This is a genomic window from Aeromonas sp. RU39B, from assembly GCF_900156095.1.
In the GTDB taxonomy this organism is placed as follows: Bacteria; Pseudomonadota; Gammaproteobacteria; order Enterobacterales; family Aeromonadaceae; genus Aeromonas.
Window position 1 is genome coordinate 49,806 of the sequence record NZ_FTMJ01000011.1, and the last position, 21,859, is coordinate 71,664.

General features: G+C 60.8%; 17 protein-coding genes. 8 read left to right on the plus strand and 9 right to left on the minus strand.

Features of this window, described 5'->3' with window-relative positions; genetic code table 11:
- The first annotated feature begins 80 nt into the window (after window positions 1-80).
- Window positions 81-2,651, plus strand: coding sequence for a TRAP transporter permease (locus BW958_RS14650; RefSeq protein WP_076576505.1), 2,571 nt, complete (start codon window positions 81-83; stop codon window positions 2,649-2,651).
- Window positions 2,652-2,716: 65 nt separating this feature from the next.
- Here the strand turns inward: BW958_RS14650 and metJ are convergent, their stop codons facing one another.
- Window positions 2,717-3,040, minus strand: coding sequence for a met regulon transcriptional regulator MetJ (gene metJ, locus BW958_RS14655; protein WP_076576506.1), 324 nt, complete (start codon window positions 3,038-3,040; stop codon window positions 2,717-2,719).
- A 179-nt stretch (window positions 3,041-3,219) separates the two neighbouring features.
- Between metJ and metB the strand changes: the two genes are divergently transcribed.
- The 3 genes from metB to BW958_RS14670 are packed head-to-tail and all read left to right on the plus strand — an operon-like array spanning window position 3,220 to window position 7,775.
- A complete protein-coding gene (gene metB / locus BW958_RS14660) occupies window positions 3,220-4,380 on the plus strand; it encodes a cystathionine gamma-synthase (protein ID WP_076576507.1) in 1,161 nt (386 codons plus the stop codon).
- Window positions 4,381-4,382: 2 nt separating this feature from the next.
- Window positions 4,383-6,836, plus strand: a complete 2,454-nt coding sequence (locus tag BW958_RS14665; protein ID WP_076576508.1) for a bifunctional aspartate kinase/homoserine dehydrogenase II — start codon at window positions 4,383-4,385, stop codon at window positions 6,834-6,836.
- A gap of 60 nt (window positions 6,837-6,896) precedes the next feature.
- Window positions 6,897-7,775: a LysR family transcriptional regulator gene (locus BW958_RS14670; protein WP_076576509.1), complete on the plus strand. Its 879-nt coding sequence runs from the start codon at window positions 6,897-6,899 to the stop codon at window positions 7,773-7,775.
- Here BW958_RS14670 and BW958_RS14675 read toward each other — a convergent pair whose 3' ends face one another.
- The 3 genes from BW958_RS14675 to BW958_RS14685 all read right to left on the minus strand — a co-directional run bounded on the left by BW958_RS14675 (window position 7,776) and on the right by BW958_RS14685 (window position 10,399).
- Complete coding sequence (locus BW958_RS14675) at window positions 7,776-8,465, minus strand: LrgB family protein (RefSeq protein ID WP_076576510.1); 690 nt, start codon at window positions 8,463-8,465, stop codon at window positions 7,776-7,778.
- Window positions 8,458-8,856 carry a CidA/LrgA family protein gene (locus BW958_RS14680; RefSeq protein WP_076576511.1) on the minus strand — a complete coding sequence of 133 codons (399 nt, stop codon included), beginning with the start codon at window positions 8,854-8,856 and terminating at the stop codon, window positions 8,458-8,460. The genes BW958_RS14675 and BW958_RS14680 overlap by 8 nt, the downstream gene beginning before the upstream one ends.
- A gap of 109 nt (window positions 8,857-8,965) precedes the next feature.
- A complete protein-coding gene (locus tag BW958_RS14685) occupies window positions 8,966-10,399 on the minus strand; it encodes a MocR-like pyridoxine biosynthesis transcription factor PdxR (RefSeq protein ID WP_076576512.1) in 1,434 nt (477 codons plus the stop codon).
- A 90-nt stretch (window positions 10,400-10,489) separates the two neighbouring features.
- Between BW958_RS14685 and BW958_RS14690 the strand changes: the two genes are divergently transcribed.
- On the plus strand, window positions 10,490-10,927 hold the full coding sequence (locus BW958_RS14690; protein WP_076576513.1) for a rhodanese-like domain-containing protein: 438 nt from the start codon (window positions 10,490-10,492) through the stop codon (window positions 10,925-10,927).
- Window positions 10,917-11,642 (plus strand): GNAT family N-acetyltransferase, encoded by a 726-nt coding sequence (locus BW958_RS14695; protein ID WP_076576514.1) that lies wholly within the window; start codon window positions 10,917-10,919, stop codon window positions 11,640-11,642. Before BW958_RS14690 ends, BW958_RS14695 begins: the two co-directional genes overlap by 11 nt.
- Here the strand turns inward: BW958_RS14695 and BW958_RS14700 are convergent.
- The 3 genes from BW958_RS14700 to BW958_RS14710 form a co-directional block, all read right to left on the minus strand.
- On the minus strand, window positions 11,628-13,637 hold the full coding sequence (locus tag BW958_RS14700; protein ID WP_076576515.1) for a methyl-accepting chemotaxis protein: 2,010 nt from the start codon (window positions 13,635-13,637) through the stop codon (window positions 11,628-11,630). The two genes, BW958_RS14695 and BW958_RS14700, sit on opposite strands and share 15 nt — an antisense overlap.
- 157 nt (window positions 13,638-13,794) lie before the next feature.
- Entirely contained in the window at window positions 13,795-14,256 is a 462-nt protein-coding gene (ybaK, locus tag BW958_RS14705; RefSeq protein WP_076576516.1) for a Cys-tRNA(Pro) deacylase, read from the minus strand.
- Window positions 14,257-14,361: 105 nt separating this feature from the next.
- Window positions 14,362-15,282: a DMT family transporter gene (locus tag BW958_RS14710; RefSeq protein WP_076576517.1), complete on the minus strand. Its 921-nt coding sequence runs from the start codon at window positions 15,280-15,282 to the stop codon at window positions 14,362-14,364.
- A 271-nt stretch (window positions 15,283-15,553) separates the two neighbouring features.
- Here BW958_RS14710 and BW958_RS14715 point away from each other — a divergent pair, with 271 nt between their 5' ends.
- Window positions 15,554-16,519, plus strand: coding sequence for a GGDEF domain-containing protein (locus tag BW958_RS14715; RefSeq protein ID WP_179078862.1), 966 nt, complete (start codon window positions 15,554-15,556; stop codon window positions 16,517-16,519).
- 108 nt (window positions 16,520-16,627) lie between these two features.
- Here the strand turns inward: BW958_RS14715 and ppc are convergent, their stop codons facing one another.
- Both ppc and argE read right to left on the minus strand, forming a co-directional pair.
- Window positions 16,628-19,261 carry a phosphoenolpyruvate carboxylase gene (gene ppc / locus BW958_RS14720; RefSeq protein WP_076576519.1) on the minus strand — a complete coding sequence of 878 codons (2,634 nt, stop codon included), beginning with the start codon at window positions 19,259-19,261 and terminating at the stop codon, window positions 16,628-16,630.
- A 196-nt stretch (window positions 19,262-19,457) separates the two neighbouring features.
- Window positions 19,458-20,603, minus strand: coding sequence for an acetylornithine deacetylase (gene argE, locus BW958_RS14725; protein WP_076576520.1), 1,146 nt, complete (start codon window positions 20,601-20,603; stop codon window positions 19,458-19,460).
- Window positions 20,604-20,849: 246 nt separating this feature from the next.
- Between argE and argC the strand changes: the two genes are divergently transcribed.
- Window positions 20,850-21,857, plus strand: coding sequence for an N-acetyl-gamma-glutamyl-phosphate reductase (gene argC, locus BW958_RS14730; RefSeq protein WP_076576521.1), 1,008 nt, complete (start codon window positions 20,850-20,852; stop codon window positions 21,855-21,857).
- Window positions 21,858-21,859: the final 2 nt, after the last annotated feature.

Here is a 21,859-nt window from a genome sequence, read left to right on the forward strand (position 1 = left end):
CAGATCTACGCACGCCACCCTCCTGACTCGCTCCCGCCTCCGGGGGCGAGTCGCGTTTGCAGTATTTAGCGAGTCACTCTATGCAACAGACACCACAACAAGACACTCCCTCGGCGGAAGAGCTGATCGCCCAGGATGTCGGCGCCCGCCTGCCCGTCGGGTTGATGGGGCACATTATCGCCGTGCTGGCACTGGCCTGGTCCCTGTTCCAGCTTTGGATCGCCTCACCACTGCCGTTTCAGCTCGGCATCGGCGTTTTCAATGACACCGAGACCCGCGCAATTCATCTCTCGTTTGCCATCTTGCTGGCCTATCTGGTATTTCCGGCCCTGCGTTCGTCGCCACGGGATCGGGTGCCCTACGGCGATATCCTGTTTGGCCTGGTCGGCGCCGCTATGGCTGGCTACCTGTTTGTTATGTATGCCGATCTGGCGCTGCGACCGGGTCGTCTGACCGAGACGGATTTTGCGGTCGCCTGCATCGGTATTCCCCTGCTACTGGAGGCGGCGCGCCGTGCGCTCGGTCCGGCACTGGCGGTGATTGCCATCCTGTTTCTTGGCTACAGCCTGGCCGGCCCCTGGATGCCGGCGCTACTTTCGCACCGCGGGGTGAGCCTGCCGGCGCTGGCCAACCACCAGTGGATCACCACCGAAGGGGTGTTTGGCATTGCTCTCGGAGTCTCCACCAGTTTTGTATTTCTGTTCGTGCTGTTTGGCGCACTGCTGGAGCGGGCCGGCGCCGGACACTACTTTATCCAGCTCGCCTTTAGCCTGCTCGGCCACCTGCGTGGCGGCCCGGCCAAGGCGGCGGTGGTGGCATCAGCCATGACCGGGGTGATCTCCGGTTCGTCGATTGCCAACGTCGTGACCACCGGGACCTTCACCATCCCCATGATGAAACGGGTCGGCTTTTCCAAAGAGAAGGCCGGCGCGGTGGAGGTCGCCTCATCGGTTAACGGCCAGATCATGCCGCCAGTGATGGGGGCGGCGGCCTTCCTGATGGTTGAATATGTAGGCATTCCCTATGTGGAGATCATCAAGCACGCCTTCCTGCCAGCCGCCATCTCCTACATCGCACTGCTTTACATCGTGCATCTCGAGGCGCTCAAGCTCGATATGCAGCCAATTGGCGATCGTGCGCCGCGCCCCTGGCTGCATCGCCTGACCGGCTTTGCCTTTGGCGCCGCCCTGATCAGCGGCTTGTCGATGGCGGTTTACTACGGATTGGGTTGGCTCAAGCCGGCGCTGGGCGAACACGCCCTGCCGGTGATCGGCGCTCTGCTGGCGGCGGTCTATCTGGGGCTGCTCAAGGTGGCGGCCAGCAATGAGCCGATGCCGGTCGAAGACCCGGATCAGCCGATCGTCTCCTTGCCCGATACCCGCACCGTGCTGCTTTCCGGCCTGCACTTCCTGTTGCCTGTGGTGGTGCTGGTGTGGTGTTTGATGGTCGAGCGCCTCTCGCCCGGGCTGTCGGCGTTCTGGGGATCGGTGATGCTGGCCATCATCTTGCTCACCCAGCGGCCGCTGCTGAACTGGCTGCGCACCGATGGTAAACAGGATTACGGCAGCTTTATCGACGGGGTGGTGGACCTGCGTGAAGGGCTGATTGCCGGTGCCCGTAACATGATCGGCATCGGCATTGCCACCGCAACCGCCGGCATCATTGTTGGTGCGGTGTCCCAAACCGGTGTCGGTCTGGTGCTGGCCGATCTGGTGGAGTACCTCTCCATGGGCAATCTGCTGCTGATGTTGCTGCTGACCGCCGTGCTCAGCCTGATCCTCGGTATGGGGCTGCCGACCACCGCCAACTACATCGTGGTTTCCAGCCTGCTGGCACCGGTGGTGGTGACGCTCGGCCAGCAGAACGGCCTGATCGTAGCGCTGATTGCTGTGCATCTGTTTGTCTTCTATTTCGGCATCATGGCGGATGTCACGCCGCCGGTGGGGCTGGCGTCATTCGCGGCGGCGGCGGTCTCGAAGGGGGATCCCATCAAGACCGGTTTGACCGCGTTCTACTACAGCCTGCGCACCGCCGCGCTGCCGTTTCTGTTTATCTTCAATACCGACCTGCTGCTCATCAAGGTGGACTTCGCCCACGGCGTGCTGATCTTTATCGTGGCGACCATTGCTATGCTGATTTTTGCCGCCGCGACCCAAGGCTATTTTCTGGTGAGAAATCGCTGGTACGAGAGCCTGCTCCTGCTGCTGGTAGCCTTTACCCTGTTCCGTCCCGGTTTCTGGATGGACATGCTGCACGACCCGTATCGTCAGATTGAGCCGGCGCAACTGGCGCAGGTGATGGGCGACGTGGAGCCCGACAGCACCTTGCGGCTGCGGGTGATGGGGGAGGATGAAGTGGGTAAGCCCCGCGCTTACAGCACCCTGATTCCGGTGCCGGAAGGGGAGAGTGGCGAGGCGCGACTGGCAGCCCTCGGCCTCAATCTTTATGAGCAGGATGGCAAGATGCTGGTCGATAGCGTGACCTTCGGCAGTCAGGCCGCCGATCTGGGCTTTGCCATGGATCAGGAGATCCTGATGGTGAAAGCGCCGACCGAGCGCTGGCACAAGGAGTTCATGTGGCTGCCGGGCTTTGCCCTGTTTCTGGTGATTGTCGGGCTACAGCGACGCCGACTGTCGCAGGTGGCCGCCTGACGCGCGATGGGCAAATACAAAAAAGGCAGCCAACCGGCTGCCTTTTTCCTTGCAATTCAACGATGTTATTCGGCGTCGAACTCTTCGATCTCTTTGCCAAGCGCTTCCATGATGGCGCGTACCTGAGCCGGGACGCTGTCCGGCTTGTCCTTGCGCAGATCTTCATCGCTCGGCAGCGGCTGACCGGTAAATGCGTGCAAAAAGGCCTCGCACAGCAGTTCGCTATTGGTGGCGTGACGCAGGTTATTGACCTGACGGCGGGTACGCTCGTCAGTCAGCACCTTGAGCACCTTGAGCGGGATGGAGACGGTAATCTTTTTAACCTGCTCGCTCTTCTTGCCGTGTTCAGCATACGGGCTGATGTAATCGCCGTTCCACTCTGTACCCATGATTCACCTGAATGTGCGGTTGACCGTGACGGCGAATTTTAACCCTTAAGGATAATAATGGCAATCCAACAGCAAAGCCATTTGGACGTCTAGATGTGTTGACGGCTTGCCACCTTTGGATTAGTGTGGAGCATCAATCGACGCGCGCGGCACACAGGCAAGTTAAGGAGCAGGAGATCATGAGCAACAAGGGAACGTATGCAGTCCGGACCGGCATCGAGAGCGATACCCAGCATGGTGCGGTCGTTCCGCCAATCTACCTCTCCAGTAACTACACCTTCGCCGACTTTGGCGAGCCGCGTCAATATGACTATGCCCGCTCCGGCAATCCGACCCGCAGCCATCTGGCCGACGCACTGGCCAAGCTGGAAGGGGGCGCCGGTGCCGTGATCACCTCGACCGGCATGGGCGCTGTGCATCTGGTCAGCACCACCCTGCTGGCAGCAGGCGATCTGTTGATCGCCCCGCACGACTGTTATGGCGGAACCTGGCGTCTGTTTGAGCATTTGGCTGCCAAGGGCTGTTACCGGGTCAAATTCGTGGATCAAGGCGACCCGGATGCCCTGGCGGCCGCCCTGGCCGAAGGACCGAAACTGGTCTGGGTTGAAACCCCCTCCAACCCGCTGCTGCGGGTGGTGGACGTAGCGGCCATCTGTCAGGCGGCTCATGCCGCAGGCGCCAAGGTCGCGGTCGATAACACCTTCCTGACCCCGCTGTGGCAGCAACCACTGGCACTGGGGGCCGATGTGGTGGTGCACTCCACCACCAAATATATCAATGGTCACTCCGACGTAGTCGGTGGCGCTGTGGTTGCGGCCGATGCCGCGCTGGCTGAGCAGCTCACTTGGTGGGCCAACTGTCTGGGGCTGACCGGCGGTGCGTTCGACTCTTATCTGACCCTGCGCGGCCTGCGCACTCTGGCGCCGCGTCTGCGTAGCCATGCCGAGAATACCGCGTTGCTGCTCGAGTTTTTACAGCAGCAGCCCAAAGTAAAACAGATTTTCCACCCCAGTCTGGCTAGCCATCCGGGTCATGAGATTGCGCGCCGTCAACAAGCCGGCTTCGGCGCCATGCTAAGTTTCGAGCTCGATCTGGATGAGGCAGGTATGCGCGCCTTCCTGAGTGCGCTCACCTGCTTCTCGGTTGCCGAATCGCTGGGCGGGGTCGAGAGCCTGATCGCCCATCCGGCCAGCATGACCCACCGGGCCATGACACCGGAAGCGCAGGCGCGCGCCGGCATCAGCGCCCAGTTGCTGCGGGTATCGGTGGGCATCGAGCACGGTCCGGATCTGGTGGCCGATCTGGCGCAGGCACTGGCGATCGCCGAAGGAGTGGAGTAGTCATGACAGTTTTGAAGGGAGAGTTCGCAGTGGCAGCAGAGGCAGGCGTAAAGCGTCGTCATGTACACAAGTTTGGTGGCAGCAGTCTGGCCGATCCGGTTTGCTACCGCCGTGTCGCGGCAATCGTCGAGCAACAACCCTATGGCAATGAGCTGGTGGTGGTCTCCGCTGCCGGCAAGACCACCAACCGGCTGATCCAGCTGGTGGAGCTGGCCGAAGCGGGCGATGAGGCCGCCGGTGAAGCTCATACCGCGCTGCACGCCTATCAGCAGAGCCTGATCGACGGCTTGCTGGAAGGGGAACTGCAGGCCAATTTGTCGGCCCAGCTGGTGGAAGATTTTCGTACCATCGCCCGCACGCTCGAGCGCCAGTTCGACCGCTTTGCCCGCAACGGCCTGCTCGCCTTTGGTGAAGTGTGGTCGGCCCGTCTGCTGGCCGCCCTGCTGACCCAACGCGGCAACCATACATTGTGGCTTGATGCCCGCACTTTCCTGCGTGCCGAAGATGGCCCGCTTATCACGGTTGATCACGCCCTCTCCAGCGAGCTGCTCAAGGCTCGACTGGCCGAGCATGCCGGCCGCATTGTGGTGACCGGATTTATCGCCGCCGATCTGGAAGGGCGCTCCCTGCTGCTCGGCCGTAACGGTTCGGACTACAGTGCCAGCCTGCTGGCCGCCTTGGCCGACGGCGAATCGACCACCATCTGGAGTGACGTGGCCGGTGTCTACAGCGCCGACCCGCGCCGGGTGAAAGAGGCACGCCTGCTCGAACGGCTCAGCTTGGCCGAAGCCAACGAGCTGGCTCGCCTCGGTTCATCGGTACTGCACTCGCGCACCCTGCAGCCGGTGGCCGACAGCCGCCAGCGTCTGACCCTGCGCTGCAGTTACAACCCGGACGAGGGGTGCACCCATATTCTGCGCCGCGCGCCGCGCTCCGGTGGCGCCCGGATTGTCTCTTCGGTGGATCAGATTGCACTGATCGAGCTGAAAGTCTTGCCCGGCAATGAGTTCGAGCAGGCAACCGCCGCCATCGAAGCCTATCTGACCCGTCACCGCCTGCTGCCATTGACGCTGCAACGTCAGCCGGATCGCGGCATGCTGCGACTGGCGTATACCCTGGAAGTGGCCAGCGGCGCCTATGACCTGCTGCGTGACTTCCAGCTGGAAGGGGGCTTTACCGGCCTGATCCAGAAAGAGGGCTACAGCCTGGTTGCGTTGGTCGGCGCTGGCGTGACCGATAACGCCGAGCAGTGCCACCGTTTCTATCAACTGCTGGCTGACCAGCCGCTTGAGTTTGTGCAGGCTGCCAAAGATGGCCTGAGTCTGGTGGCCGTGCTGCGCCAGATCGTGCTTGAGCCGCTGCTGATTGCCCTGCATGGCGCCCTGTTCAGCCGCCCGACCCGGGTTGGGCTGGTGGCCTTTGGCAAGGGCAACATCGGCGGCCACTGGCTCAATCTGTTTGGCCGCGAGAAGGGTCGCCTCGAGCATGAACTCAATCTGGCGCTGACTCTTTATGGCGTATTCAGCTCGGAAGGGGGCTGGCTGGAAGAGGAGGGGCTCAACCCGCTCAAGATTCAGGAGCGCAAGGACCCCGAGCCGCTGATCTGGCCGGAGCTGCTTGCCCAGCTTGAACAGCATGGCTTCGATGCCCTGATCGCGGTGGACATGACCGCCAGCGAAACCGTCAGCCGTTACTATCCCGAGCTGGCCCAGCTGGGGATTCACATCATCGCCGCCAACAAGTTTGCCGGTGCCGCCGACAGCGACTTTTACCAGAAGGTGAAGCAGACCTGCCGCGACCATCAGGTGCAGTGGCGTTATAACGCTACCGTGGGTGCCGGCCTGCCGATCCAGTCCAGCATCCAGATGCTGCGCCAGAGCGGCGACCGCATTCATGGCGTGTCGGGCATTTTCTCCGGCACCCTCTCCTGGCTGTTCCAGCAGTACGATGGCAGCCGCCCCTTCTCCGAGCTGGTGGAAGAGGCGTGGCAGCACGGCCTGACCGAGCCCGATCCCCGTGAAGACCTCTCAGGGCAAGATGTGCGTCGCAAGCTGTTGATTTTGGCGCGTGAGGCGGGCTATGAGCTCGACTCCAACGACATCGAGCTGGAAAATCTGGTGCCAGTGACCCTGCGCAAGGTCGAAAGCGATCAGTTTATGGACCGTCTGCGCGAGATGGACGGCCCGATCCAGACTGCCTTCGAGAGTGCCAAACGCCTTGGCAAGGTGCTGCGTTACGTGGCGCGTTTTGAGCACGATGGCAAGGCGCGAGTGGGTCTTGAGAGCCTTGAGCCGCACCACCCGTTTGCCAACCTGCTGCCGTGCGACAACATCTTTGCCATCGAAAGCGACAGTTACCGTACCAATCCGCTGGTGATCCAGGGGCCGGGGGCGGGGCGTGAAGTGACGGCCGCCGCCATCCAGTACGATCTGTGGCAGATTTGCGCCTCACTGTGAGGCAGAAACAGGGCGCCTTAGGGCGCCCTTTGTCGTTTTGGTCTTTGGTGGAGCGTTCCCATGGATATCCGGGCCCTGCGCTACTTCGTTGAACTGGTGCGCCAGCAGAGCTTTACCCGCGCTTCCGAGCAGCTGTTTGTCACCCAGCCCACCATCAGCAAGATGGTACGCACTCTGGAAGAGGAGCTGGGCGGCCCGCTATTGATCCGCGAGGGGCGCAAGCTGACCCTGACCGATATCGGGCAGGTGCTCTACCAACGGGCGCAGACCATTCTGGCCGAGCTGCATCAGCTCGAGTCCGAACTCGATGACCTCAAGCGGCTGCAGCGCGGCAAGCTCACCCTCGGCATTCCGCCCATGGTCGGCCATGTGGTGGCCGATCTCATCCACGCCTACCGTCAGCGCTGGCCGGCGGTGGAGCTCTCGATTGTCGAATATGGCGGACGGCTGATTGAACAGGCTGTGCTGCAGGGAGAGGTGGATCTGGCGGTGACCATGCTGCCGGCCAAAGCGGGCGACGAGGCGCTGAGCAGTTTCGAGCTGGCGCGCTATCCGATGCGGGTGGTGCTGCCGGATCGTCCCGAGTGGCGTGGTGATGCGCCGCTGGCCATGACGGCGCTGCGCGAACAGCCGCTGCTGCTCTATACCCAGTCGTTTACCTTGAGCGAGCGGTTGGAGCAGTACTGTGCGGCCGCCGGCTTTACGCCGCAGATTGCCGCCCGTAGCAGTCAGTGGGATTTTCTGGCGGCCATGGTGCGCAGCGGCATGGGGGTGACCTTTTTGCCCGAACCGGTGTGCCGGCGCCTGACTGGTGATGGACTGGTGATCCGGCCGCTGGCGCCGGATCTGGTGTGGCAGTTGGGGGTGATTTGGCCGGCCGAGCGCTATCTGTCGCTCTCGGCCCAGGCCTGGCTCGATCTCTGCCGGCGCGGAGCCTGATTACCAGAGCACCCGGCCAAGCAGGGGGGCCAGCAGGACGGTGACCATGCCGGCGATCATCATCACCATGCTCGATACCACCCCTTCCGAATTACCCATCTGATAGGCCTTGGCGGTGCCGGCGCCGTGCGATGAGGCGCCAAAGCCGGCGCCTTTGCCGACCCGGCTGCGGATCGACAGCACAGTCAGTACGGTTTCACCGACCGCCATCCCGATCACCCCGGTCAGCACGACAAACAGGGCGGTCAGATCGGCGTTGCCACCCACCGAGCGGGTCGCCTCTACCGCAAACGGCGTGGTGATGGAGCGCATGGCCAGACTGCGCTGCAGTAACTCCGGCAGCGACAGCCAGCGCGCCAGCAGCACGGTGCTGCCCACCGCCACGATCACTGACGCCAGTACGCCCAGGCTCAGTGAGAGCCAGTGACGACGAATGATCTGACGCTGCTCATAGACCGGAATGGCAAACGCCACGGTAGCTGGGCCGAGCAGCCAGAGCAGCCAGTGCGATTCGGCCATGTAATCGGTGTAGGGGATGTGGAACAGCACCACCATGGTGACCAGCAGGGCCGGCGCCAGCAGCAGCGGCATCAGCGGCAGGATACGCTTGCGCCGGTAGAGCCACTTGCTGGCGTAATAGAAGATCAGGGTGAGGGCGAAGCAGAGCAGGCCCAGCAAGGTATCAGACATGACGGCGACTCCGGCGGGCCAGATAGAGCTCGAAACGATAGAGGCGATCGACCACCAGAGCGGTAGTACCGAGCACCAGAATGGTACTGACCACGACCACCACGCCGATCCGCCACCCTTCCGACAGCAGCATCTGCTTGTAGTTGACTACGGCCACAACCGCTGGCACGAAAAACAGCAGCATCTCGGCCAGCAGCCAGTTGGCGCCATCGCGGAACCAGTGTGGCCGCACCACGCCCAGTACGATCAGAAGCAACAGCATCAGCATACCGGTCAGATTGGCCGGCAGCGGAATATGCAGGGTGCGAACAGCGATATCTGCCAGCCACCAGATGGCCGCCAGCAGGGCGACCTGAAAGGGAATACGCAGCAGGTTGAGAGGGCGTGACATGCCAAAGGCCTCGTTCTGTGAACTGCTTCACAGTATAGGCAGCGACAATTATTGCCGAAAATGAATTCGGATTATTGAAATTATGCATTTTTGGCATGATTTGGTCGGATCACTGCAGCAGCTCACCCAACTGGCGGCACAACTGCCGTAAGCGGGTGTTCTCAAGGCCGGCAAAACCCAGCAGCCAGCCGCTCTGCTGCGCTGTCTGCAGGTAGCAGTGTTGCAGCGGCCTAAGCCCCAGTCCGGCCTGATTGGCGCTATCGGTCAGGGCGGTAAAGTGCGTCTCGTGCCGAGGCTCGGTGAGCAGGGCGGCGCACTGTAAACCGCCACCACTGTGGGGGATGGCCAGAGACGGGCAATGCTGCGCCAGCGCATCGAGCAGCAGGTCACGGCGGCTGCGATAGAGCAGCCGGGTGTGGCGCAGGTGGCTGGCAAAGTGGCCGCCATTCATAAATTCAGCCGTGACGGCCTGCAGCAGCTGGTTGCTGTGACCATCCCAGGCTGAACGGGTGCGGGCAAATGGCGCGACCAGCGCCGCTGGCAGCACCAGATAGGCGAGACGCAGCGAACCGTACAGCACCTTGCTGAAGGTACCCACATAGATGACCCGCCCGTGGCGATCGAGCCCCTGCAGTGAGGGCATGGGGTGAGCGTCGTACTGATACTCCCCGTCATAGTCATCCTCAATGATCCAGGCATCGTGCTGCTGCGCCAATTCGAGCAGTGCCAGCCGGCGCGGCAGGCTCATGGTCATGCCGAGGGGATATTGGTGCGACGGGGTAGTGTAGATAAGGCGCGGCGCCGGATGGGTTCCCGCCGGGTTGAGTCCTTCGTCATCGACCGCCACCGGATGCAGACGGGCGCCGGCCGCCTGCATGGCGTGGCGGGCGCCGGGATAGCCGGGCTCCTCCAGCCATACGGTCTGGCCCGGGTCGATCAGCAGTTGGGCGGTCAGCAAAATCCCTTGCTGCGAGCTATTGAGAATGACCACTTGCTCCGGATGGCACACCACGCCGCGCGACTGGGCCAGATAGGCCGCAATCGCCTGTCGTAGGGATGGCAGACCGGCCGGGTCACCATAGCGGCGTAGCGCCTCGCCATGGCGGCGCCACTGCTGCTGCAGCAAACGCCCCCACAGCTCATGAGGAAAGGCCAACGGGTCAGCCTGCCCACTGCCGAAACTGGCCAGCGTCAGCGGCTCTTCGTGCTGACCGGCGGCATCCAGCAACTGCTGTCCGCGCTGGGACAGCGTCACCGCGCGAGCCGCTGGAGCCGGTGGTGATGGGGGCGCTGCCAGCGCGACATAGGTGCCGGCGCCGACCCGTCGCTGCAGATAACCTTCGGCTTCGAGCCGACCATAGGCCAGCTCGACCGTACTGCGCGATACCGCCAGATCCGCAGCCAGCACCCGACTGGCCGGCAGGCGGCTGTGACAGGGCAGGTGCCCGTGCAAGATGGCATCGCGCAAGGTGCGCACCAGCTGCTCATGCAGTGGCAACCCCTGCTCTTCGTGACGGGCGAACAGGGTTGGCAAGGCGCTCATTGGTCTGCTCCATGGCTCTAAATTGGTCGGGTCATCAAGTCCATTATGCCGTTACAGTGACCACAAGACAGCAGCAAAAAGGAGTGTGTCATGAGTGCAGTGTTGAGTACCGGTCTGGTTACCCCCGAGGTGGCGGCCGCGTTTTTTGCCGCCCAACTTGCTTGCCGTACGGATGCGGCAGATCTGGCCAGCGACCTCGCCGCCGGGGTCGCGGGGATTCGGGTGATCGATACCCGCTCGCGAGCCAACTATCAGGAGGGCCACATTCCGGGCGCCCATTCGCTGCCGCACCGGGAGATGACCGCAGCCGGCACCGCCGGGCTGGATCGGGAGCTGGTTTATGTCTGCTATTGCGATGGCATCGGCTGCAACGGCTCGACGCAGGGCGCCTACAAGCTGGCGGCGCTTGGATTCAAGGTCAAGGAGCTGATCGGCGGCCTGCACTGGTGGCAGCTCGAAGGTTATCCGCTGGCCCAGGGCGAGCAGCCGGGGCAGCTGACGAGTGCGGAGGTGACCTGTGGCTGTTGAGTTGAACCCCTTTGGTCAGCCGCTCGGTACGGCGCTGCCACACTGGCAGGGGGCGCCATTTCCCGAACTGCAAGTGATGGCGGGTTGGGGCTGCCGGGTCGAGCCGCTGCAGCCGGCGGCGCATGGGGAGAGTTTGTGGCAAGCATTTGCCGAAGATAGCGGGCAGATGTGGACCTATCTCACCAGTGGCCCGTTTGCCAGTCAGGCGGCCTTTACCGATTGGCTGGCGCGGATGGCGGCGGGGCGCGACCCGCAGTTTTACGCCATTGTCGATGCAGCATCTGGTCGGGCGCTCGGGCTGGCGAGTTATCTGCGTATCGATCCGCAGGCCGGTAGCATTGAGGTGGGTTGGCTGCATTTTGCTCCGGCCCTGCAGCGAACCCGTATCGCCACGGCGGCCATGGCGCTGATGATGGCGCGGGCGTTCGAGCTTGGCTATCGCCGCTATGAGTGGAAGTGCAACGCGCTCAATCGCCCCTCTTGGCAAGCGGCGCTGCGCCTCGGTTTTGCCCATGAAGGGGTGTTTCGTCAGGCACGGGTCGATAAGGGCCATAGCCGCGACACGGCCTGGTTTTCGATACTGGATCGGGAGTGGCCGGGGCTGCAGGCGGTGCTGGCGCGTTGGCTGGCTGATGAAAACTTCGATGAAAAAGGCCGCCAGCGTCTGTCACTGGCGGCCCTGACGGCGGCGTGGCGAGCGTCAGTCGGTATTTAGTACCAACCGTTTGACCGTTTCGACCTGAGCCGAGATGAGCGACATCGCCTCGCTCGCCTCGCGCAGGGTCGAGACGGTCTGCACAATCTGATCACTGGCGTGGTGGATGTTGTGGGTCGCTTCCTCAATGCGGTCGTGAAAGCCTGCGCTACTGCGAGAGAGTGAATCCCCCGAGCGGCTGTTTTGCTCAATCAGACCGGAAATGTCGGTCACGCTCAGTGACAATCCCTGAATCGACTCATGGGTTTTCTGCAGCGACTCCTGAGTAACCCGGGCCAGTTTACGCACTTCGTCGGCCACCACCGCAAAGCCACGGCCATGTTCGCCGGCGCGGGCTGCCTCAATGGCTGCGTTAAGCGCCAGCAGGTTGGTCTGATCGGCAATCTGGTTGATGGCTTCGAGGATCTGGCGGATGTTCTGGGTGTTGTCGTTCAGTTGCACCGTCTTGGGGGTGATATGGACGTTGAGCTGCAGCAGCTGGCCCAGTTCATCGAAGTGATCTGACAGACCGCTGCCAAGCGCCGTGAACTGCTCTTCGATACGCTGCACGGCGGTCTCTATTTCCCCGACCTGTCCCATCAGCTGCGGCATCAGGGCGTAGTAGTCCTCCATCTGCAGATTGATCTTGCGACGGATGCGGCCCAGCATCTCGCTCTGGCCAAGGCGTCGCTGCATGCTGTAGCTGTGAAAGCGAGCATAGGCGACCGGGAAGTTGAGCAGGCTCTCATCCTGATAGCTGGCATCGGCGCGGCCGAGACGGAAGAAGAACAGGGCGGTCAGGGTCTGGTTGATGCTGACCCCGAACAGCTCGCCAAAGGTTGAGAAGCCTGCCACCGGCAGCTGTCGGAAGCAGTCGAGCTGCGCCAGACTTTGTCCGTTATAGAGACGACGCAGGATGCAGTCGTTGAGCATGCCGCCGAGCGGCTCCAGCCCGCTGCGACCGTTAAGAAACTGGCGGAAATCATCGCCGGTCTGCTTGGCCAGCTCTTTGCGGCGCACCAGATGCAGCCGCTCTCCCATCGCGACGTCGCAATAGAAGTGCACCTTGTCGGCGGCAAAGTCGATGCCGCTGATGCTGCGGATAAACAGCTGGCCACCGATCTCGATAGCGAAGCTGTACTCCTGTAATTTCTCCTCCAGCGCCCGGTTATCACTGACCCGGAAATGCTGTTTCAGCATCGAGATAAACGACACCACCTGATAGTCGTCGGTCAGCACAGTTTGCACCCAGCGCTGCTCGGGCGAGGCTTCGGCAATCAGGAAGGAGGCCGGTTCTTTGCTGAAGTTGTGCGAAGTGAAGACGGCATAGCGGTAGGCCGGCGCCACCTTGAGGAAAATCATGATGGCGTGGTTGCGACACACCTGTTTTCCGTCGTAGAGGTGGGTCTCCTTAAAGTCGAGCTTGCCGCCAGTGGAGCCCCCAATTACGTAGCAGGGGAAGCGCCCGCTGCGGTAGATCGCCTCGATAAAGCTCGACTCGGCGCCAGAGAGGCCATCGATAAAGGTCAGAGCGACGGTGTCAGCAAAGTTGATGGGCTGCGGCAGCGAGGCACTCTGCAGCTGTTGGGTGATGGCTGCGGTGCGGTTTTCCGCCTTGCCGTCGCTGGCAGGCAGCGGCACGCTGACGATATCGACCCGGCTGAGCAGGTGGCTGTCAAACGACTGCAGTACCAGCGTATCCCAGCGATCGCCGGTCGCGCAGTAGAGGCTGCTGCTATCACCCGGTTTCTGACATAGCTCACCGGCGGTGCTCACCGCAACCAGCCGGCACTGGGGAAAGCGCTGGCTGATGGCACTTTGCAGCTGACGGGTCAGAGTGTTGAAGTCGAGATGAGGGCTTAGGTAGGCAAGGATCAGCAGTGGCTGGTGTAAACCGGCCAACCAGCCGGGTAGGGCGCTATCAAGGGCTGACTGGCGGGTGTGTAGAACCTGGATTTCGTGTTGAGCCTGGGTGGCCTGCTGAGCCTGCTTCTTGGCATTGAGGAATGAAAACATGCGCAATCCTTGTCGACGTTAACTGCTGGGATGTCAGGCCGGTTGCGTCTCCTGCCGGGTGTCGGAACCGCTGGCCGGCGTCAGTTGTCGTTCAAGTATGGTCCAGATTTGCGCACTGTTATGGGTCAGACGTCAAATGATGCCAATGAGGCTGCAGTTACTCCCCGATCGGGGCGATCAGCCAGCCCATCTTCTCTTGCATTTCGCGCGGCGACACACCGACGGACAGGCCGCGCTTGCCGCCACTGACCAGAATGCGATCAAACAATAGGGCCGACTCGTCGAGTACGGTAGGCAGGGCTTTTTTCTGTGCCAGCGGGCTGATGCCGCCCACCTTGTAGCCGGTCAGTTTCTCGGCGTCGGAAGGCTTGAGCATCTCGACCTTCTTGAGGCCGGTCGCCTTGGCCAGCTGCTTGAGGCTGCACATACCGGAAGAGGGGACGATGGCTACCACGGCCTGCTTGTCGTGATGGGCGATCAGGGTCTTGAACACCTGCTCTTCAGGCAGCCCCAACTGGCTGGCCGCGTGCTTGCCGAAGTCGTCATGGGCTTCGCAGTCGTAAGGGTGCAGGGTGAAGGAAATCTTGAGCTTTTCTAACAGCTTGATAGCGGGGGTCATGACCGTCTCCGTGAGGCAAGACAAGGCCAAACAGTCTGCTCCCCACCGGCAGGGGATGCAAGCCGGGGAGGGGCTGGGTTGGCCGGCCAGCCTTTACTCCGATAGCTAGCGGCTCACCATGCGGGCTCGCCCCAGATGCATCACCAGCATGCCACAGACGGCGACTGCGGCACCGATCAGCAGCGAAGGGCCCAGCTCTTCGCCCAGCCACAGAGCGGAAAAGATCACGCCAAAAGGGGGCACCAGCGCGATATAGCCTGCCGCGACACTGGCTCCCAGATGCTTTACGCCATGGAAGTACCAGGCATAAGCCAGCGCCGTGGCACCAAAAGCAAGTGCAACCAGCGCAAACCAGACCTGGCCGGAGATGACCGGCAGTTGTTGCCAGCCGCTGGAGCCTTCCAGCAGCAGGCTCAACGCTGTCAGCATCATGGCACCGAGCAGTGCCGTGGTGGCGGTAGTGGTGAGCGCCTCGACCCCCACCAGCACCTTCTTGCCGAGCAGGGTGTAGGCTACCCAGCAGGACACGCAGCCGAGCAGCAACAGCTGTCCGTGTCCGATACCGCCTGCCAGCAGCAACCAGGGCGCGCCATGAGTCAGCACAATCAGGGCACCGAGCACCGCCTGTACCATGCCAAGGCCGATGGTGCGGTTGAGCGGTTCGCGAAATAGCCAGGCTGCCAGCAGCAGGGTCGCGGCTGGATTAAGAGCGACCACCAGCGAGGCCTGACCGGCCGCCACCTCTTTCAGTCCCAGCATAAAGAAGGTTGAGTAGCCCATGACGCCGGCCGCCGCTGCGGCCAGCATGCCACCCCAGCGTTTGGCATCCCACCCTTGCCACGGATTGCCGCGGCGGGCGAGCAACATCCATGGCAGCAAGATCACTGTTGCCAGCAGAAAACGCACACTGGCGCCGGTCAGTGGCGGCAAGGCTTGGGCAATCACGCGACCCCATGGCCAGGACGCACCCCACAGGGCCGCCATGCCGAGCAAACGCAGATGAATGGAGAGATGAGGAAAAGTCATGGGACGTCCGGGTCACAAAGGGGCAGCAAAGTTGTGTACTATCCGCGATTCGGCTGCGCCAGACAAATGCTTGTGGATGGTTGCACAGAATCGGATCGCGAGAGTGGAGACTTGGCATGGATGCCAATTGACCCTTTTTATAAGTGCATCTACGCTTAGTGAACAATAAAAAATAAAATGTAATTATTTTTTTGGTTGATTTTTTTTGGCAATAACGAGGCCAATAAGAATTACATAATAAATGATTATCGGAATAATTGAGGTTCCGGTTATGAAAAGGATCGATTATTTACTGAGAGCATTGTTGGATAGTTTAAAAGATCAAATGGCCGTTATTAACTGCAAGGGCGACATTGTTTACATTAATAATGCATGGGTTCAATTCGGTCTGGATAATGGAGTGCCAGCGAACTTTTGCTGGAAGAAATATAATTATCTTGGCGCCTGTGAACGCTCCGTCAGCAATGGTGATCACGATGCAGAATTGGTTTATGACGGAATCCGGGATGTGATCGCTGGCAGAAAAAGCAGTTTCAGTTTTGAATATCCCTGCCATAGTCCGACGGAGCAGCGCTGGTTTTTGATGACCATTGTGCCGCTTGGCGATCACCTTGATGCCTATTTCGGGGTCTCACATATCAACATCACCCAGCGTAAACTGTTTGAGTTGGAGGCTGAAGCGCGAGCACTGGTAGACCCCCTGACCGGTCTGGCAAACCGTCGTATGGTCAGTCAGTTTATGGAGGTGGAGTGGCGTAGAAACATCCGTGCCCAGACACCCATCAGTGTCATCATGCTGGATCTGGATTTCTTCAAAGTGATAAATGATAACCATGGCCATGAAGCTGGTGATGAATATCTGAAGAGTGTATCAACCATTATTTCTACTCATGTTAGGCGGCCCACCGATTTGGCGGCTCGCTTGGGTGGTGATGAGTTTGCCATTATTCTTGGGGATACCCAGGTTTCGCATGCAATTGAAGTCGCAGAGGCGATTCGCCGGGCTGTGTGTGATTTGAAAAATGAAGTTTTATACTACGCGCTGCAAACCACGATCAGCGCAGGGGTGGCCTGCATGATCCCCTCACTTCATTCTGATCCGAAGATTATCTTTCATATCGCCGATCAGGCGCTTTATGAAGCCAAGCGGACAGGGCGAAATTGTATTTTTGAAGCTAAACCATCAGGCAGCGATGAGACATTGGAAAATATGACTCTGACGTTTGCTTTTCACTAGCGGTCTTTATGTCGACCGAGATAATCCCGCTTTGAGATATATAGTCATATCAATAAAAACAAAGGGCACCTTGCGGCGCCCTTTGGCAATCGGTCGGCTGGCAAGCGACTAGCCCGTGTTACGCATCCCGGCAGCGATACCGGCGATGGTGACCATCAGCGCCTGATCCAGCTCGGGGTGCAGCGATTCGGGGTCGCGGCGTGAACGGCCGAGCAGCTCGGCCTGCAACACGTTGAGCGGGTCGGTGTAGGGGTTACGCAGCTTGATCGACTCCTGAATCCAGGGTTGGTCGTCGAGCAGACCGCCTTGCGGACGGAGCTTGAGAACCAGTTCGATCGAGTCGGCCAGCTCCTTGCGCAGCTGCTGGCCAAGCGGCCACAGGGCCGGTGGCACCAAACGGCTGTCATAATATTCAGCCAGCGAGGCATCGGCCTTGAGGAACACCATCTCGAGCATTTCGAGGCGGGTGCGGAAGAAGGGCCACTGGCGGCTCATCTCTTCCAGCACGGCCAGATTGCCATCCGCGATCACCTTCTCCAGCCCCTTGTGGGCGCCGAGCCAGGCCGGCAGCATCAGACGGTTCTGGGTCCAGGCGAAGATCCACGGAATGGCGCGCAGGCTCTCGACGCCGCCATTCGGCTTGCGCTTGGAGGGGCGTGAACCGAGCGGCAGCTTGCCCAGCTCCATTTCCGGCGTCGCAGCACGGAAGTAGGGCACGAAGTCGGCATGACCGCGTACCACGCTGCGATAATGCTCGCAGGAGACGTCGGCCAGCTGCTCCATCACGGCGCGCCAGCACTCCTTGGGCTTGGGCGGCGGCAGCAGATTGCCTTCCAGCACGGCGCTGGTGTAGAGCGCCAGGCTGTTGATGGCCACCTTGGGCAGACCGAACTTGAAGCGAATCATCTCGCCCTGCTCGGTCACGCGCAGCCCGCCGCGCAGGGATCCCGGCGGTTGGGACAAAATTGCCTGATGAGCCGGAGCGCCACCGCGACCGACGGTACCACCACGGCCGTGGAACAGGGTCAGGCGCAGATCATTGGCTTCTGCCAGTGCAACCAGCGATTCCATAGCGGCGTACTGAGCCCAGCCAGCGGCCATCATGCCCGCATCCTTGGCTGAGTCGGAGTAACCGATCATCACATATTGGCGGCCCTGAATATAACCGCGATACCAGTCGACGGAGAGCAGACGCTCCATCACGGCGGTACCGGCCATCAGGTCTTCCTGGGTTTCAAACAGCGGGGCGACCGGCATATGGAACTTGCAGCCGGAGGCTTTCAGCAGCAGCTGTACTGACAGTACGTCAGAGGGGGCGCCGGCCATCGAGATGATGTAGATCCCGAAGGCATCCGGATCGCTCTCGGCGATCACCTGGCAGGTGTCGAGCACTTCACGGGTTTCGGCGCTCGGCTCCCAGTCGGTCGGGATCAGCGGACGACGCGAGTTAAGTTCGGTGAGCAGGAACGCCTGCTTGTCCTCTTCGCTCCACTCGGCGTAATCACCCAGGCCGAGGTGACGCGTCAGCTCGGAGATAGCCAGCGCGTGGCGCTCACCATCCTGACGAATGTCCAGCTTGACCAGATGCACGCCAAAGCAGGCTACCTTACGCAGCACGTCGAGCAGCACGCCATCGGCGATATTGCCCATGCCACAGGCATGCAGGGAGCGATAGCAGAGCTCAAGCGGCTCGCGCAGCTGGGCGGTGGCGCGGATCAGGTCACGGCTTTCGCTGTGCTGGCCCTGCACCTTGGCGGTCAGGTATTCGCGGGTTTCGCGCAGCTGTTCACGCAGTTCGCGGATCAGGGCGCGGTAGGGTTCGTGGGTATCGCCGACCAGAGCGCGCAGCTCGTCGGTGCAATCGCCCATCGACAGTTCGGAGGTGAGCTCTTTGATGTCCTGATAGAACAGGCTCACCGCCATCCAGCGGCCCAGCTCGAGCACCTCGGCGGTGACCTTGGCAGTCACAAACGGGTTGCCGTCACGGTCGCCACCCATCCAGGAGGTAAAGCGCACCGGAGCGGCATCCAGCGGCAGACGCACTCCCGGGTGCTTTTGCATCTGGGCGTCGAGGTTGCGCATGAATTCCGGAATGGCTGGCCACAGGCTGTTTTCGATCATGGCGAAGCCCCACTTGGCTTCGTCGACCGGCGTCGGGCGCTGGATACGGATTTCGTTGGTGTGCCAGGCTTGGTTAATCAGCTGCTCGATCCGATTCAGAATGCGTTCGCGCTCACGCGGCAGCAGATCGCTGATTTCGAGGGCTTCCAGGCAGTCGTTCAGCTGAACGTGCTTGTGAATCAGAGTACGCCGAGTGACCTCGGTGGGGTGCGCGGTGAGCACCAGATCGATATCCAGTTCGTTAACCGCCCGAACGATCGCCTCTTGCGACAGGTCCGAACCCTTGAGCTTGGCAAAAACCTGCTCGAGTGGATCCGTCGCACCGGTTTGATCGGCGAAGCTGCGGGAGATGGTGTGGAACTGCTCTGCCACGTTGGCCAGATTGAGGAACTGGCTGAAGGCGCGAACCACCGGCAACAGCTCCTCGTCACTGAGGCTTTGCAACATGTCGATCAGCGCCTGGCGATCGGTCTCACTGCCCTGACGGGCCGATTTGGCCAGCAGGCGAATGGCCTCGATTTTGTCGAGGAAGGGTTGCCCCTTATGCTCCATGATGGATTTGCCGAGCAACTGGCCCAGCAGGCTCACGTTGGCGCGTAGCGCGGCGTACTTTTCGTTCATTACACGTCCTTATTGCTGAAGTTCCCACCCTGTTACCGGCTGTTCTGCCTCAGAGTTGTCGTTGTGTGATTACAACATCCGTTCCGTCATATCAGAGCACAATCTACCCATGAGTTGTGAGCCAGGTCAAATAACACCGTACGTTTTGAAGATGTATTTACGATGCGTTGCAGTTTGCAGGATTTGTGTAAATTTCCTACAAACAGAAACGCTTCACCAGATGCTGCAACACCGCCTTGGTCGGTTCGACAAACGACAGATCCAGGTACTCATCCGGCTGGTGAGCCTGGGCGATATGACCGGGGCCGAGCACGATGGTTTCGCAGCCAAGTTGCTGAATAAAGGGCGCTTCGGTGCAGTAGTTAACACTCTCGGCACGTTTGCCACTGGCCTTTTCTGCCTCGCGAACCAGCTCGGAATCGTCGCGGCAGGCGTAAGCCGGAATCGGATCGTGCAGGTGCTGCAGATGTAGGCAGCCCGGCTGGTGGATTTCGATGGGGGAGAGCGCCTCTTTGAGCATGCCGAACAGTTCGTCGGCCCCCACCTGCGGGGTTGGGCGCATATCGATATGCAGTTCGCAGCAACCGCAGATGCGGTTCGGGCTGTCGCCGCCGTGGATATAGCCGAGGTTCAGGGTTGGCTGCGGCACAGCAAAGCGGTGATCTGCATATTTTTCCTTGAGGGTACGCTGCAAGCCGAGTACCTGCCCCATCGCCTGATGCATGATCTCCATGGCATTGACGCCGTTAGCCGGATCCGAGCTGTGACCGCTCTTGCCGGTGATGCGGATCAGCTCCGACATGTGCCCCTTGTGCGCCACTACCGGCACCAGACCGGTTGGCTCGCCAATCACGGCGTAGTCCGGCTTGAACTCGGCGGCCTCGGCGATTGTGCGGGCGCCAGCCATGGTGGTCTCTTCATCGGCGGTGGCGAGAATGCGCAGCGGTTTTTTTAGCTGCGTCAGATCCAGACCTTGCAACGCCTCGACGATAAAGGCAAAAAAGCCCTTCATATCGATGGTGCCGAGACCATAAAGACGGTTGCCCTCTTCCGTTACCTGAAACGGATTTTTGCTCCAACGCCCCTCGTCAAACGGCACGGTATCGGTGTGGCCAGCCAGCAGCAGACCGCCTTCACCCTGGCCGAGCGTGGCGACCAGATTGAACTTGCCGGGCATCTCGGCCAGCTCAGTGACCTCAATCTGGAATCCCAGACTGGCAAACCAGTCGGCCAGCAGACGAATCACGCCCTCGTTGCTCTGATCCCATTTGCTGTCGCTGCTGCTGATGGAGGGAATCGCAATAATATTCTTATAAAGTGAAAAAAAATCCAGATTGGCCATAAAAGCTCCTTGCACCCCCATCGGGATTTTGGTAGAACATCTTCATGCAGTGAGAGTGAATGAATATTCCATTGCGTTACTCTCGATGAGGCTTAGTTGTAAGGGAAACCCCATGTTCTGTCACCTGTTAATCAACCGACGACGCACTAGAGCCTGACTCGCCCCGCTTATCGGGACGCGTCATCGTCCCGACATCCTTATGCAGCACTCTGCTGTACATTCGTGAAACACAATCGGATTGAATAGATGCTCAACACCGTTATCGTCGGTGCCAGTGGCTACGCCGGGGCCGAATTGGCCGCACTGGTACAGAACCATCCCGACCTGCAACTGACTGGTCTGTATGTCTCGGCAGGCAGCCAGGACGCAGGCAAGATCTTCTCCACCCTGCATCCGCAATACGCTGGCGTGGTGGACCTGCCGCTGCTGCCGCTCGATGAAGAGGGGATGAGCCGCCTGCAGATTGACGCCGATATCGTGCTGCTGGCGACCGCCCACGAGGTGAGTGCCGGACTGGCACCGCAGCTGCTGGCCAAGGGCGTGACCGTGTTCGACCTCTCCGGTGCGTTCCGGGTGCAGCAGGATGGTTTCTACGAACAGTTCTACGGTTTCTCCCACGCCGCTCCCGAGTGGCTGGATCAAGCCGCCTACGGTCTGGCTGAATGGAATGCCGAAGCGATTGCCAAGGCGCAGCTGATTGCGGTGCCGGGTTGCTACCCGACCGCGTCCCTCAGCGCCCTCAAGCCGCTGATGGCTGCCGGCCTGATTGCTGACGGCAGCCTGCCTATCATCAACGCCGTCTCCGGTGTTTCCGGTGCCGGTCGCAAGGCCTCGCTGACCACCAGCTTCTGCGAAGTGAGCCTGAATGCCTACGGTACCTTTACTCACCGTCACCAGCCGGAAATCAGCCACCACCTGGGCTGTCAGGTGCTGTTCCAGCCGCATCTGGGCAACTTTGTGCGCGGCATTCTGGCCACCCTCTATGTCGAGCTGAAAGAGGGCGTGACCCCGGAGCAGGTGACTGCAGCCTATCAGCAAGCCTATGCCGGCAAACCGCTGGTGCGGCTGGCCAAGACCACCCCCTCGATTCGCGGTGTGGCGGGTACTCCCTATTGTGATATTGCCTGGCAGCAGCAGGGCAAGATGCTGGTGGTGTTCAGCGCCATCGACAACCTGCTCAAGGGTGCCGCCTCCCAGGCCATTCAATGCATCAACATCAAGTACGGTTTCGCAGCGGGCGCCGGCCTGCTCTAAGG

Bases quoted from the DNA above. Each gene is read 5' to 3' on its own strand.
- BW958_RS14715 (WP_179078862.1), top strand. From the start codon at position 15,554: ATGAAAAGGATCGATTATTTACTGAGAGCATTGTTGGATAGTTTAAAA.
- argC (WP_076576521.1), top strand. From the start codon at position 20,850: ATGCTCAACACCGTTATCGTCGGTGCCAGTGGCTACGCCGGGGCCGAA.
- BW958_RS14680 (WP_076576511.1), bottom strand. From the start codon at position 8,856: ATGTCACGCCCTCTCAACCTGCTGCGTATTCCCTTTCAGGTCGCCCTG.
- BW958_RS14700 (WP_076576515.1), bottom strand. From the start codon at position 13,637: ATGTTTTCATTCCTCAATGCCAAGAAGCAGGCTCAGCAGGCCACCCAG.
- BW958_RS14710 (WP_076576517.1), bottom strand. From the start codon at position 15,282: ATGACTTTTCCTCATCTCTCCATTCATCTGCGTTTGCTCGGCATGGCG.
- BW958_RS14685 (WP_076576512.1), bottom strand. From the start codon at position 10,399: ATGAGCGCCTTGCCAACCCTGTTCGCCCGTCACGAAGAGCAGGGGTTG.
- BW958_RS14670 (WP_076576509.1), top strand. From the start codon at position 6,897: ATGGATATCCGGGCCCTGCGCTACTTCGTTGAACTGGTGCGCCAGCAG.
- metJ (WP_076576506.1), bottom strand. From the start codon at position 3,040: ATGGGTACAGAGTGGAACGGCGATTACATCAGCCCGTATGCTGAACAC.
- BW958_RS14690 (WP_076576513.1), top strand. From the start codon at position 10,490: ATGAGTGCAGTGTTGAGTACCGGTCTGGTTACCCCCGAGGTGGCGGCC.
- BW958_RS14665 (WP_076576508.1), top strand. From the start codon at position 4,383: ATGACAGTTTTGAAGGGAGAGTTCGCAGTGGCAGCAGAGGCAGGCGTA.
- BW958_RS14650 (WP_076576505.1), top strand. From the start codon at position 81: ATGCAACAGACACCACAACAAGACACTCCCTCGGCGGAAGAGCTGATC.
- metB (WP_076576507.1), top strand. From the start codon at position 3,220: ATGAGCAACAAGGGAACGTATGCAGTCCGGACCGGCATCGAGAGCGAT.
- BW958_RS14675 (WP_076576510.1), bottom strand. From the start codon at position 8,465: ATGTCTGATACCTTGCTGGGCCTGCTCTGCTTCGCCCTCACCCTGATC.
- ybaK (WP_076576516.1), bottom strand. From the start codon at position 14,256: ATGACCCCCGCTATCAAGCTGTTAGAAAAGCTCAAGATTTCCTTCACC.
- argE (WP_076576520.1), bottom strand. From the start codon at position 20,603: ATGGCCAATCTGGATTTTTTTTCACTTTATAAGAATATTATTGCGATT.
- ppc (WP_076576519.1), bottom strand. From the start codon at position 19,261: ATGAACGAAAAGTACGCCGCGCTACGCGCCAACGTGAGCCTGCTGGGC.